The organism is Streptomyces sp. SID14478, assembly GCF_010548525.1.
In the GTDB taxonomy this organism is placed as follows: domain Bacteria; phylum Actinomycetota; class Actinomycetes; order Streptomycetales; family Streptomycetaceae; genus Streptomyces.
In genome coordinates, this window is record NZ_JAAGMG010000909.1 from 1 (window position 1) to 11,704 (window position 11,704).

The 11,704-nt window shown below is 71.5% G+C and carries 9 protein-coding genes and 1 pseudogene; 5 read left to right on the forward strand and 5 right to left on the reverse strand.

The features are described 5' to 3' along the window. Nucleotides 1-1,238 (reverse strand): DUF6716 putative glycosyltransferase (locus tag G3I40_RS29365; protein ID WP_164305576.1); only part of this gene is annotated, 1,238 nt, incomplete at its 3' end. 198 nt (nt 1,239-1,436) lie between these two features. Between G3I40_RS29365 and G3I40_RS29370 the strand changes: the two genes are divergently transcribed. The 3 genes from G3I40_RS29370 to G3I40_RS29380 are packed head-to-tail and all read left to right on the forward strand — an operon-like array spanning nt 1,437 to nt 4,923. Beyond that, nucleotides 1,437-2,414, forward strand: a complete 978-nt coding sequence (locus G3I40_RS29370; protein WP_164305578.1) for a glycosyltransferase family 2 protein — start codon at nt 1,437-1,439, stop codon at nt 2,412-2,414. After that, the gene (locus G3I40_RS29375; protein ID WP_164305580.1) at nt 2,411-3,748 is read left to right on the forward strand and encodes an alpha-2,8-polysialyltransferase family protein; all 1,338 of its coding nucleotides are present in this window, start codon (nt 2,411-2,413) and stop codon (nt 3,746-3,748) included. Before G3I40_RS29370 ends, G3I40_RS29375 begins: the two co-directional genes overlap by 4 nt. Then, nucleotides 3,745-4,923, forward strand: a complete 1,179-nt coding sequence (locus G3I40_RS29380) for an acyltransferase (RefSeq protein ID WP_164305582.1) — start codon at nt 3,745-3,747, stop codon at nt 4,921-4,923. Before G3I40_RS29375 ends, G3I40_RS29380 begins: the two co-directional genes overlap by 4 nt. Here G3I40_RS29380 and G3I40_RS29385 read toward each other — a convergent pair. Next, complete coding sequence (locus tag G3I40_RS29385; protein ID WP_164305583.1) at nt 4,908-5,621, reverse strand: TetR/AcrR family transcriptional regulator C-terminal domain-containing protein; 714 nt, start codon at nt 5,619-5,621, stop codon at nt 4,908-4,910. The two genes, G3I40_RS29380 and G3I40_RS29385, sit on opposite strands and share 16 nt — an antisense overlap. Before the next feature lie 72 nt (nt 5,622-5,693). Between G3I40_RS29385 and G3I40_RS29390 the strand changes: the two genes are divergently transcribed. Next, complete coding sequence (locus G3I40_RS29390; protein WP_164305591.1) at nt 5,694-7,193, forward strand: FAD-dependent monooxygenase; 1,500 nt, start codon at nt 5,694-5,696, stop codon at nt 7,191-7,193. Between the two features lie 103 nt (nt 7,194-7,296). On the opposite strand, the gene leuE is transcribed toward G3I40_RS29390, so the two are convergent. Both leuE and G3I40_RS29400 read right to left on the reverse strand, forming a co-directional pair. Next, the gene (gene leuE / locus G3I40_RS29395; protein WP_164305585.1) at nt 7,297-7,956 is read right to left on the reverse strand and encodes a leucine efflux protein LeuE; all 660 of its coding nucleotides are present in this window, start codon (nt 7,954-7,956) and stop codon (nt 7,297-7,299) included. Nucleotides 7,957-8,069: 113 nt separating this feature from the next. Continuing rightward, nucleotides 8,070-9,653, reverse strand: coding sequence for a methylmalonyl-CoA mutase family protein (locus tag G3I40_RS29400; protein ID WP_164305587.1), 1,584 nt, complete (start codon nt 9,651-9,653; stop codon nt 8,070-8,072). A gap of 261 nt (nt 9,654-9,914) precedes the next feature. Here G3I40_RS29400 and G3I40_RS29405 point away from each other — a divergent pair, with 261 nt between their 5' ends. Next, nucleotides 9,915-10,796 (forward strand): L,D-transpeptidase family protein, encoded by an 882-nt coding sequence (locus G3I40_RS29405; RefSeq protein ID WP_164305589.1) that lies wholly within the window; start codon nt 9,915-9,917, stop codon nt 10,794-10,796. 220 nt (nt 10,797-11,016) lie between these two features. Here G3I40_RS29405 and G3I40_RS29410 read toward each other — a convergent pair. Then, nucleotides 11,017-11,704, reverse strand: a pseudogene (locus G3I40_RS29410) (hypothetical protein); the annotation flags it as partial.

Consider the following 11,704-nt stretch of genomic DNA (forward strand, 5'->3'; position numbering starts at 1 on the left):
GGCTCCTTGTCGGCGGCGGGCGCGCCGGGCAGCGGGACGCCGTCCACGCCGAGGTGGTGGCGGGCGAGGATGCGCGGCAGGTAGCCGGGGGCGGTGGTGACGCTGTAGTACGGCGCGAGACCCGGACGGTCGTGCGCGAGGAGCCCGTCGACCTTGGCCCGCGCCCCGTCGAAGGCGTTCTCGTACGTCCCTCCGCCGCCGGGGGTGCCTCCGGCGACGACGCCCTGCCGGGCGAGCCACCGCGGATCGGGCTCCGGCAGCAGCCCGGCGTCCAACTGGTCCCACGACACCAGGCAGCCGGAGCCCGTGAAGTGGTGGTTGCCGAGCGCCTCGCGCACACCGAGGTCGGTGAGGAGCGCGGTGGGGATGCGCCGGTGCAGGGACTCCAGCGCGGCCGTCGAACTGACCGTGACCAGCAGGTCCGTACGGTCGAGGACCTCGCCCATGTTCCCGTAGACGAGACGGAGGTTGGGCGGCGGGTCCAGGCGCTGCACGAGCTTTTGGTACGGCACCTCCTCGATGTGCGTGGTGTGCTCGCCGGGCTTGCTGCGCAGCTTGAGCAGGACCTCCCGCCGCGGGTGCGAACGGGCGTGCCGCACCAGGCGGTCGAGGAGGTACATCCGGTCGGCCGGGGTGTCCGGCACGGACGGCTGCGCGGCGAAGACGACCGTGTACGGGTCGTGCTCCTCCGCGTAGGGCTCGCCGCCGAGGAAGGGCAGCGCGCACTCGGTCACCGAGGACGCGTCCGCGCCGACCCCCTCGTACACGGCGCGGAAACGCTCCGCGTCGTGGGCCGAGTTGGCGAGGACCACGTCCGCGCCGTGCCGCAGCAGCAGCCCGTCCGCGAGCTTCTCGTAGACGACGCCGACGTAGCCGGTGACGACGACGGGCCGCCGTGCGAGCCCCCGCCAGGCGTGCGCGAGTCCGTGCAGCACGGCCTGGACGGCCCCGCCGACGAGGGCGAGGACGACCACGTCGTACGCGGCGGATCCGCTGTGCGCGGAGCGCTCCATGTCACGCAGGAACTCGACCGCGGTGACCTCGCGGAGGCTGTCGGCGCGGACGCCGACCTCGGTGAGCTGGCGGGGGGTGGGGGTGGCGCGGCCTCGCAGGAGGTACCCGTCGAGGGCGGCACCGTCAGGAGCGATGCGGTTCGCGGTGAGCGAGCCCCACTTCCATCGGGTGTCGGAGTCCGCGAGTACGGCGATCCGCCGTTGCTTGGCTGTACTTGCTGGCACGTCCAAGAACGTAGGAAGGCATTTCGAGCCGCGGCCCAACCGGAGTGCAACAAACGGTTAACAGCACACCGACGAATGGCGAATCGGGCCGGGAATTGCCCTGCGGCGGGGCCGGTTCACGGTCCCGCCACACGTCGTTCACCTGACATCAAGTTGCCGGTCAAGACGAATGCCGGGCCGCCGCCTAACGTCACCGACGTGGTCAAGCTCTCCGTCATCGTGCCGTTCTACAACGTGCAGCAATACGCGCCCGACACCCTCAGAAGTCTGCGTGCCAACGCACGGGACGACTTCGAATTCATTCTCGTCGACGACTGCTCCAAGGACGAGACACCGGACATTCTCGCGCGCGCCGAGCGCGAGCTGCCCGGCGCGGTCGTCGTGCGACACGAACAGAACGGGGGACTCGCCACCGCACGCAACACCGGCCTGGACACCGCCCGCGGTGAATACCTCACCTTCCTGGACGGCGACGACTGGCTCGCCCCCGGCTACTACCCCCAACTCCTTTCTGCCATAGAGGAGTTGGGCTGCGATTTCGTGCGCACGGACCATGTGCAGTGCACGGCGCGGGCCCGCTCCATCCACCGCGTGCCGCACGGTCTGCGGGGCGTCGTGATGGATCCGCGGGACGCGATCCTGCCGGCCGACCGCTCGACGTCCGTCGACTACGCCTACGCGTGGGCCGGGATGTACCACCGCCGCCTCGCCGACGAGGGGCTGCTGCACTTCACGGACGGGCTGCGCACGGCGGAGGACCGGCCGTGGATCTGGCGGCTGCACCGCGAGGCGAAATCCTTCGCGGCGGTCGGCCTGTTGGGCGTTTTCTACCGGCGCGGGGTGGCGTCGTCACTCACCCAGATCGGCGACGTACGCCAGCTCGATTTCATTCGGGCATTCGACGAAGTCGTACGGGAAACGGCCCGGGACCGGGACGCGGATCAGCTTCTCCCGAAGGCCGTGCGCACGTACTGCGCCATCATTTCCCACCACTTGGGATCCATCGAAAGGTTCGAACCACCCGTGGCGCGCAAATTGAAGTCCCTCAGCGCGGCGGCGCTCAAGCGCATGCCGCAGCAGGTGCTCGACGACGCGCTGGACTCGATGGACCTGGAACGGGCCACGCGACTGCGCCGGCTGCGCCGCCGCCCGGTCAGTGCGGAGGCCGCGGCATGACGACGCGCATCTTCCTCTCCTCGACCCTGTACGGGACCGCGACGCTCGCGGCCGCCCTGGACGCCGAGCGGTTCGCCCCGGTGGACCGGACGATACTGCTGGTCGCCAACAACACGGCGACGCCCGAGACCACCCCGTCCGTCGACCAGATGCCCGGCTTCGCGCGGCTGCGCGACCGCTTCGACGAGGTGCTGTCCTGGAACGAGGCGATCTCGCCCTTCCACCCGGGCGGCTGGGCGCCCCGCGGCGACGATCTCCCCTTGTGGGAGCGGTACTTGAGGCTCCACTGGGGCCTCGGCGACGACGACGTCGAGCTGGCCGTCGAGTCGATCCAGGTCAACCCCGCGATGGCCGTCGCCCAGATCTTCACCGGCGCTCCTGTCGACGTGTACGCGGACGGCCTGATGAGCTACGGCCCCACCCGCAACAAGATCGACCCGCTGGTCGGCACGCGCGTGCGCCGCCTGCTCCACCTCGACCTCGTGCCCGGCCTCACGCCGCTGCTGCTCACGGAGTTCGGCGTCCCGCCCGAGGTCGTCCCGACGGAGGACTTCCTGAAGGTCCTGTCCGAACTCGGCGACACGGCGGACGAGTTGCCGCACGTCGCGGGCGAACCGGCCCTGCTGCTCGGCCAGTACCTCTCCGCCCTCGACATCCTCACCCCCGAGGAGGAAGAGGACCTGCACGTGCGCATGATGCGCGGAGCCGTCCAACTGGGCCACCGCAGCGTCGTGTTCAAACCGCACCCGACCGCACCGGCCCGCTGGTCGCGCACCCTGGAGAAGGAGGCGGAGCAGCTCGGCGTCGAGCTGACCGTCCTGGACACCCCGGTTCTCGCCGAGGTCCTCTACCAGCGGATGCGCCCCGCCCTGGTCGTCGGCTGCTTCTCCACCGCGCTGCTCACGGCGTCGACGTTGTACGGCATCCCGGTGGCCCGGGTCGGCACGTCCACGCTCCTGGACCGCCTGGCCCCGTACCAGAACAGCAACCGGGTCCCGGTCACGATCGTCGACGCACTGCTGCCCGAGCTGGCGGACCGGCCCGGTGTCACGTCACAGGAACAGGGCCTGTCCGTGGCCGAGTTGACCGATCTCCTGCGGGCGGTCGGCTTCGCGATGCAGGCCAAGATCTACCCGGACCTGCGCCCGGCCGCCGAGCGCTACCTCTCGACACGGCTCGACGACCACACCTGGCGCTACTTCAAACGGCGCCGCCTGACCTCCCTCGGCCTGCCCGGCGCGATCCCGACGCAGCTCGCGTTCATTCCGCGCAACGCGACCGTGCGACGGGTCGCCCGCCGGGCCCGTTCCTTCAAGCGAGCCGCACTCGGATGACCGTCACCGGCACCACCCCGCTGCCCGTACCGGTACCCGAACCGGAGATCACGGCGCCCCGGCCCGCCAAGCGCGCGGCGTCGCGCCTGTTCGCGCTCGACGGCCTGCGCCTGATCGCCGCGCTGATGGTGGCCGCCTACCACTACGGCGGCCGCGGCGGCGAGGTGACCCGCGCCTGGGGCACTTCGCCGAGCACCCAGTTCCCGTCCCTGCACGGCTGGTTCTCGTACGGCTGTCTCGGCGTGCAGATCTTCTTCGTGATCAGCGGGTTCGTGATCTGCATGAGCGGCTGGGGCAGGCCCCTGCGCTCCTTCTTCGCCTCCCGCGCCTCCCGTCTGCTGCCCGCCTACTGGGTGGCGATCGTCCTGGTCACGGCCGTGTTCGCGCTGCCCGCGGTGGCGTACAGGACGGTGTCGCCCAGCGACGCGCTGGTGAACCTCACCATGCTGCAGCAACCCCTGGGCGTGGACCGGGTGCTGGGCGTGTGCTGGACGCTGTGGGCGGAGCTGCGCTTCTACGCGCTGTTCGCCGTGTGCGTCGTCCTGCCGGGCGCGACGCGCCGCCGCGTCCTGCTGTTCTGCGCGGTGTGGACACTGGCCGCGGCCCTCACGCAGGCGTCCGGAGAGCCCCTGCTCACCCTCGTCCTGATGCCGGAGTACGCCCCGTTCTTCATCGGCGGCATCGGCCTGTACCTCGTCCACCGCGACCGGCGCGACGTCACCGCGTGGGGCGTGGTCGCCGTCAGCTGGCTGATCGGCCAGCACTACGCGGTCGCCGGACTGTGGCGCCCGGCGAACCCGGACGCTTTCTTCAACCGCTCCTCGTTCGTGATCGTCGCCGTCGTCACGCTGGGCTTCGCCGCCGTCGCGGTCATCGCGCTCGGCTGGATGCGCTGGGCGAACTGGCGTTGGCTGACGGTCGCGGGCGCCCTCACGTACCCCTTCTACCTGGTCCACGAGCACCTGGGGTGGGTGGCCATAGAGCTCTTCCACCGCCGGCTCGGCCTGCCGTCCGCGGTCACCTTCGTGGCGACGGTCGGCGCCATGCTGACGCTCGCGTGGCTGCTGAACCGGTACGTCGAGAAGTGGGCCACGCCGCTCATGCGCCACGGGCTGCTCGGCCTGCCGGATGCGCGGCGCACTCCCCGCGCGGGGACCGGTCAGGCGACCCCGTAACGCGCCTCGATGCCCGCGACGATCAGTCGCAGCCCCTCCTCGAAGCGCTCGTCGTACGCCGCGAAGAGCTGCCCGCCCGCGGCCGCCGCCAGGGGGTAGTCGGCGAGCCGCTCGGCGCGCTCGGCCACGTCGTAGCCGGGGCGCCGCTCACCGGGGAGGGGCTGCACGCCCTGCTCCTCGGTGACGAAGCCGAGCGTGTACATGTACGTGGTCGTGCTCGCCCAGGCGGCCTGGTCGGGGGTGAACCCCGCCGCGATGAGGAAGCCCAGGTTCGCCTCCATCTCGGGTCCGTGGTCGGTCCCGGTGAACCGTGATCCGCTGAAGACCTTCGCGCCGTCGCGGTAGCGCAGGAGCGTGGCGCGCAGCGCGCGGTTGCCCTGCACGAGCCACTCCTGCCAGGGCCCGGACGGCTCGTACGTGACGTCCGGGCCGCCGTCCTGTCCGGCCGACGTCATCCGCCGGAACATCACCGTCGCCATCTCGTCGAGCAGCGCCTGTTTGTTCTTGAAGTGCCAGTACAGGGCGGGCGCCTGCACGTTCAGCTCCTTGGCGATGGCGCGCAGGGTGAGCCCTTCGAGACCCACGTCGTTCAGCAGGTCGAGGGCGGTGTCGGCGACGGAGGCCTTGTCGAGCTTGGCCTTCTTCGCCTCTGCCTTCGGCCCGCTCGCCGGCTCTTCGGGGTGCTTCTGTTCAGCCACGCTTGACAGTTTAACGCCGTTAAGGTCATGCTCGATCCAGTGGAGCTTAACGGCGTTAAGGAGTGGGTGACGATGGCGGCAGCGGCGACGACGGGGACACCGGTGGGCAGGACGGACACGGACGTGCTGATCGTGGGCGCGGGCCCGACGGGCCTGGTGCTGGCCGCGGACCTGGCGCGGCGCGGGGTCCGGGCCCTGCTGGTCGAGAAGGCCGAGGGACTGTTCCCCGGCTCGCGCGGCAAGGGCCTGCAGCCGCGCACCCAAGAGGTGATGTACGACCTCGGCGTGCTCGACGCCGTCTACGCGGCGGGCTCGGAGTACCCGAAGATGCTGGCCTGGGAGGGGGACGAGCCGGGCCGGGAGTGGGACATGCTCAAGCGCACCGAGCCGACCGAGCAGGTGCCGTTCGCGAACGCGTGGCTGATACCCCAGGCCCGCACCCAGGCCGTGCTCTACGCCCGCCTGCGCGAGCTCGGCGGCGACGTCCGCTTCGGCACCGCGCTGAGCGCCCTCGGCCAGGACGCCGAGGGCGTGACGGCGACGTTCGAGGACGGCTCGGCGGTACGCGCCCGGTACCTGGTGGCGGCGGACGGCGGCCGTTCCACGGTGCGCAGGGCCCTCGGTATCGGCATGACCGGCGAGACGGTGGACCCGAAGCCGATGCTGGTCGCGGACGTGCGGGTGACGGACGACGCCCCGGTCCCGGACACGCACTGGCACGTGTGGCCCGACGCGCAGGACGGAGGCGTCGCCTTCTGCCCGCTCCCGTCCGACGAGGGCCGCGTCTTCCAGCTCGCCGCGCAGTACGCGGACGAGACGGCGACCCCGGACGCCTCGCCCTCGGCGGTCACCAAACTGCTCGCGACCCGTACGCCGCTCGCGCAGGAGCACATCGCCGAGGTGCTCTGGGCCTCGGACTTCCGGGCCCGGGCCGCGATGGCGGACCGGTTCCGCGAGGGCCGGGTCTTCCTGGCGGGCGACGCCGCGCACATCCACTCCCCCGCGGGCGGCCAGGGCCTGAACACGAGCGTGCAGGACGCGTACAACCTGTCGTGGAAGCTGGCCGCGGTCCTGTCCGGCGCCCCCGCCGGACTCCTGGACACCTACGAGGAAGAGCGGATGCCGATCGCCGCGGACATCCTCGGCATCAGCACCCGCATCCACCGCGCCGGAGCGGAGGGCAGGCACGTGCAGCGCGGCGACGAGGTGCAACAACTGGCGCTCGGCTACCGGGAGTCGGCCCTGACCCGGGAGACCCGCTCGGATCTGCCGGAGGGCGCCCTGCACGCGGGCGACCGGGCGCCGGACAGCCGGCGGGGCGAGCTGCGCCTCTTCGACGTCTTCCGGGGACCGCACTGGACGCTGCTCACCGTGGGGCCGGAGCCGGACCAGGAGCCCGGACTCCCGCCTCTGGAGGCCGACTTCCTGCGCACGGCCCACATACCGGCGTACGAGGCGTACGGCACCGGGACGTTCCTGGTGCGGCCGGACGGATACGTGGCGTGGGCCGGGAAGACGGCGCGGGGAGTGGAGGCGTATCTGGCGGAGACCGGGCTGCTCGCGGCGGGGTGAGCTCGGAGCTCGGGTCAGTCGCCGTCGAGGAGGAACAGGCGCCTTTCGCGGCAGGTTCGCCGGTCCGGCCCACTCCGTCGGGGCCCGCCCGCCGCAGGCTCAGCTAGGCGCTGGCCAGCGTCAGCTTCACCGCGAACCCGAGGAACAGCACCCCGGCGGCGGAGGTCGCACCGGCCGACAGCCGCCTGCGGCGGCGGAACGCGGCCGCGAGACGGGTCCCGCTGAAGATCAGCGCCGACAGGTACAGGACGCTCGCGGCCTGCGCGAAGGCGCCGAGCACGACGAAGGAGACGGCGGGATAGGCGTACGTCGGATCGACGAACTGCACGAAGAAGGCGATGAAGAACAGGATCGCCTTCGGGTTGAGGAGGCTGATCACGAAGGCCCGGCGGAAGGGCCGCTCCTGCGGCGAGGGCGCCTCGGCCACCCCGGCCTCCGCGGCGGCGATCCGCTCGCGGCGGGTGCGCCACATCGACCACGCGGCGCGCAGCATCCCGATCGCGAGCCAGGTCAGATAGCCGGCGCCCACGTACTTCACGATCCCGAAGAGCACGGCGTTGGCCTGGAGGAGCGAGGCGACACCGGCCGCGGACAAGGTCATCAGGACCGTGTCGCCGCACCAGACACCGGCGGCGGCCTTGTAGCCGGTGCGTATGCCGCGACGGGCGGCGACGGAGACCACGTACAGCGAGTTCGGCCCCGGGAGGAGGACGATGAGGACGAGGCCCGCGAGATAAGTCGGAAGATCGGTGACACCCAGCATGACCGGAGTGTCGCACGCCTGTCCGGACCGGCGCCGCGGGGTTTCGCATGGCGGAACCCCACAGCGCCGGGACACCGGCCCGAACAGCCGGAACGGTCAGAACAGCGGAGCGGTCAGAACGCGTCGGAGGGGATGTACGTGCCCCACACCTCGCGCAGTGCGTCGCAGACCTCGCCGACGGTGGCGCGGGCGCGCAGGGCGTCCTTCATCGGGTACAGGACGTTGCTGTCGTTGTCGGCGGCGGCCTTCTTCAGGGCGGCCAGCGCCGTGTCGACGGCCTCCTGGTCCCGCTCGGCACGCAGCGCGGCGAGGCGCTGGGCCTGCTGGGCCTCGATGGCGGGGTCGACGCGGAGCGGCTCGTAGGGCTCCTCCTCGTCGAGCTGGTAGCGGTTGACGCCGACCACGACGCGCTCGCCGGAGTCGGTCTCCTGGGCGATGCGGTAGGCGGAGCGCTCGATCTCGGCCTTCTGGAAGCCGTTCTCGATCGCGTCGACCGCGCCGCCCATCTCCTCTACCCGCTCCATGAGTTCCACGGCGGCGGCCTCCACGTCGTCGGTCATCTTCTCGATGACGTAGGACCCGGCGAACGGGTCGACGGTGGCCGTCACGTCCGTCTCGTACGCCAGCACCTGCTGCGTGCGCAGGGCCAGCCGCGCGCTCTTGTCGGTCGGCAGGGCGATGGCCTCGTCGAAGGAGTTGGTGTGCAGCGACTGCGTTCCGCCGAGGACGGCGCCCAGTCCCTGGACGGCCACGCGGACCAGGTTCACCTCGGGCTGCTGGGCCGTGAGCTGCACGCCCGCGGTCTGGGTGTGGAAGCGCAGCATCAGCGACTTGGGGTTGCGCGCGCCGAACTCCTCCTTCATCACCCGGGCCCAAATGCGGCGGGCGGCACGGAACTTGGCGACCTCTTCGAGGATCGTGGTGCGGGCCACGAAGAAGAAGGACAGGCGGGGGGCGAAGTCGTCCACGTCCATCCCGGCGGCGACCGCGGTGCGCACGTACTCGATGCCGTCGGCGAGCGTGAAGGCGATCTCCTGCGCGGGCGAGGCCCCCGCCTCCGCCATGTGGTAGCCGGAGATCGAGATGGTGTTCCACTTCGGGATCTCGGCCTTGCAGTACTTGAAGATGTCGGCGATCAGACGCAGGGAGGGCTTGGGCGGGAAGATGTAGGTGCCGCGCGCGATGTACTCCTTGAGCACGTCGTTCTGGATCGTGCCGGTCAACCGGTCGGCCGCCACGCCCTGTTCCTCGCCCACGAGCTGGTACATCAGCAGGAGGAGGGCCGCGGGGGCGTTGATCGTCATCGACGTGGAGACCTTGTCCAGCGGGATCCCGCCGAACAGGACGCGCATGTCGTCGATCGAGTCGATCGCCACACCGACCTTGCCGACCTCGCCCGAGGCGATCGGTGCGTCGGAGTCGTGGCCCATCTGGGTCGGCAGGTCGAAGGCGACCGACAGTCCCATGGTGCCGTTCGCGATGAGTTGCTTGTAGCGGGCGTTGGACTCGGTGGCCGTACCGAACCCGGCGTACTGGCGCATCGTCCACGGCCGGCCCGTGTACATGGACGGGTAGACGCCGCGCGTGAAGGGATAGCCGCCCGGCTCCCCTAGCTTCCGCTCCGGGTCCCAGCCCTCCAGAGCCGACGGGCCGTACACCGGCTCGATGGGCAGACCGGACTCGGATTCGCGCGCCATGGTTGTGCCTCCAGCGATTACTTGCCAGTAGTTGCCGACCTCGCGACGGACTGTAGCCGCGGGGGTGCGACCAGTGGAGGGGCCCACGCTGGGACCTTGCTCACAGCCCGCTCAGGACAGGTACCCGCAGGGGACCTGCCCGTTGCGCGGCACAGGTACCCACAGGCGGCCCGCCCGCCGCGCGGCACTTGTTCGCAACCGTGCGGCAGCGGGCAGCATCTGGGGTGACAAGAGAGAGCGGCGCGGCTAGCGGGGGACGTCATGCGGACAGCGGTCACACGGGTGGTCGGCAGGAGAGCGGCACTTTCGAAGCGGGCGCTCGCCGCGGTCGGGGTGGTGGCCCTGGTCGGCGGCTGTACGGCCCAGGCGGCCGGCTCGGGCGGCAGACAGCCGTCGGACCCCACCGGCTCCACCGCCACCGCCGACTCCGACTCCGGCTCCGGGCCTTCGGCCTCGGACGGCAAGCCGTCGCGCACCGGCGCCCCGAAGCCGTCGGCGACGCACGCCCCGCCCAGGACGCTGTTCGCCCCCGGCGACAAGGGGACGCAGGTGCGGGAGTTGCAGGCGCGGCTGCGTCAGGTCGCCTGGCTCTTCGACGGGCCGACAGGGACGTACGGCGCGTCGACGACCACGGCGGTCAAGGGCTTCCAGGGCAAGCGCGGCCTGCCCCGCACCGGCACCACCGACACCGTCACCTGGCAGCGGCTGCTGACGATGACGCACGAGCCGACCAAGTGGGAGCTGTACGCCTCGGGCGGGCAGCCCGCGGCGAAGCCGGACCCGCGGTGCATGACGGGGCGCGTGCTGTGCATCAGCAAGACGAGCCGGACGCTGTCGTGGATGGTGGACGGCAAGCGGCTGCTGACGGTGGACGTGCGGTTCGGCTCCCAGTACACGCCCACCCGCGAGGGCGTCTTCCACGTGGACTTCAAGTCCCGCCACCACGTCTCGACGATTTACCACACGCCCATGCCGTACGCGATGTTCTTCAGCGGCGGCCAGGCGGTGCACTACTCGTCGGACTTCGCGGCCCGCGGGTACGGCGGCGCCTCGCACGGCTGCGTGAACGTAAGGGACGAGGGAAAGATCGCGAGCCTGTTCGCCCAGGTCCACAACGGGGACAAGGTCGTCGTCTACTGGTGAGGGCGCGGGCGCAGGCCCGGAGAGTTGGCGGCGTGGGTGGGACCGGGGGAACGTGTCCCACCCACGCCAGTGGCACTGAGCCGAAGGTACGGGGGGAACCCCGGCTCGTGCACGGCCGATGACCAGTCGGCTCACTCAGTACTGCGCCCCACGCTCCAAAAACGTCACACCTGTGGCGACACGTTTTTCGCGGAGTGTTCCTGCGGGGCTCGACGCCGTCTCAGGAGGCGGATGCGGAGGGGGTGCCGGACGCCGTCGGTGGGACGGGCGAGGCGCTGAGGGACTGGTCGGGGCCGGGTGCGGGCACGGGCGCGCCCGGGGCCTGCTCGAAGCCGGCGTTCTGCCCGTTGCCGCTGCCGCCGCCGTTCCCGTTGCCGCCGCCATGGCCGTGCCCGTTTCCGTGCCCGTTGCCACCACCGCTGCCGTCGTCGCTGCTGCCGCCGCCGATGACGTTTTCGTGGCCGCCGCCCTCGTCGTCCTCGTCACCGCCCTTGCCGCCGAACTGTTTGCCCGAGTCGTCCGTACCGTCGGAGCCGGGGGAATCGGCCGAGCCGTTCGAGCCCTTCGCGGCGTCGATCACGCGGTCGCAGAAGCGGGCGAGGTCCGTGGCGCTCCGGCCGGCCTTGCGCGCGGAGTCCTGCAGCCGCTGCCGCTCGTCGGAACCGAGCCGCCCGCTGCGGTACTTGAAGCAGGCCTCGACCACCCGTCGGCGCAGGCCGTCGGAGGCCGGGCCGTCGCCTTTGGTGGTGCTGGGGTCGGGCGCACGCGTCGTCGCCTCGTTCCCCGGCCGCTCCCTGCTGTCCTCGGCGCTCGGGGAGCCGGGGTCGTCCGGCGTCGCGGAGCCCTCGGGCGCCACGTCGTCGGAGTCGGGGCCCGGCGAGGGCGAGCCGAGCGGACGGTCGGGGCTG

Bases quoted from the DNA above. Each gene is read 5' to 3' on its own strand.
- G3I40_RS29400 (WP_164305587.1), bottom strand. From the start codon at position 9,653: ATGGCGCGCGAATCCGAGTCCGGTCTGCCCATCGAGCCGGTGTACGGC.
- G3I40_RS29380 (WP_164305582.1), top strand. From the start codon at position 3,745: ATGACCGTCACCGGCACCACCCCGCTGCCCGTACCGGTACCCGAACCG.
- leuE (WP_164305585.1), bottom strand. From the start codon at position 7,956: ATGCTGGGTGTCACCGATCTTCCGACTTATCTCGCGGGCCTCGTCCTC.
- G3I40_RS29390 (WP_164305591.1), top strand. From the start codon at position 5,694: ATGGCGGCAGCGGCGACGACGGGGACACCGGTGGGCAGGACGGACACG.
- G3I40_RS29405 (WP_164305589.1), top strand. From the start codon at position 9,915: ATGCGGACAGCGGTCACACGGGTGGTCGGCAGGAGAGCGGCACTTTCG.
- G3I40_RS29375 (WP_164305580.1), top strand. From the start codon at position 2,411: ATGACGACGCGCATCTTCCTCTCCTCGACCCTGTACGGGACCGCGACG.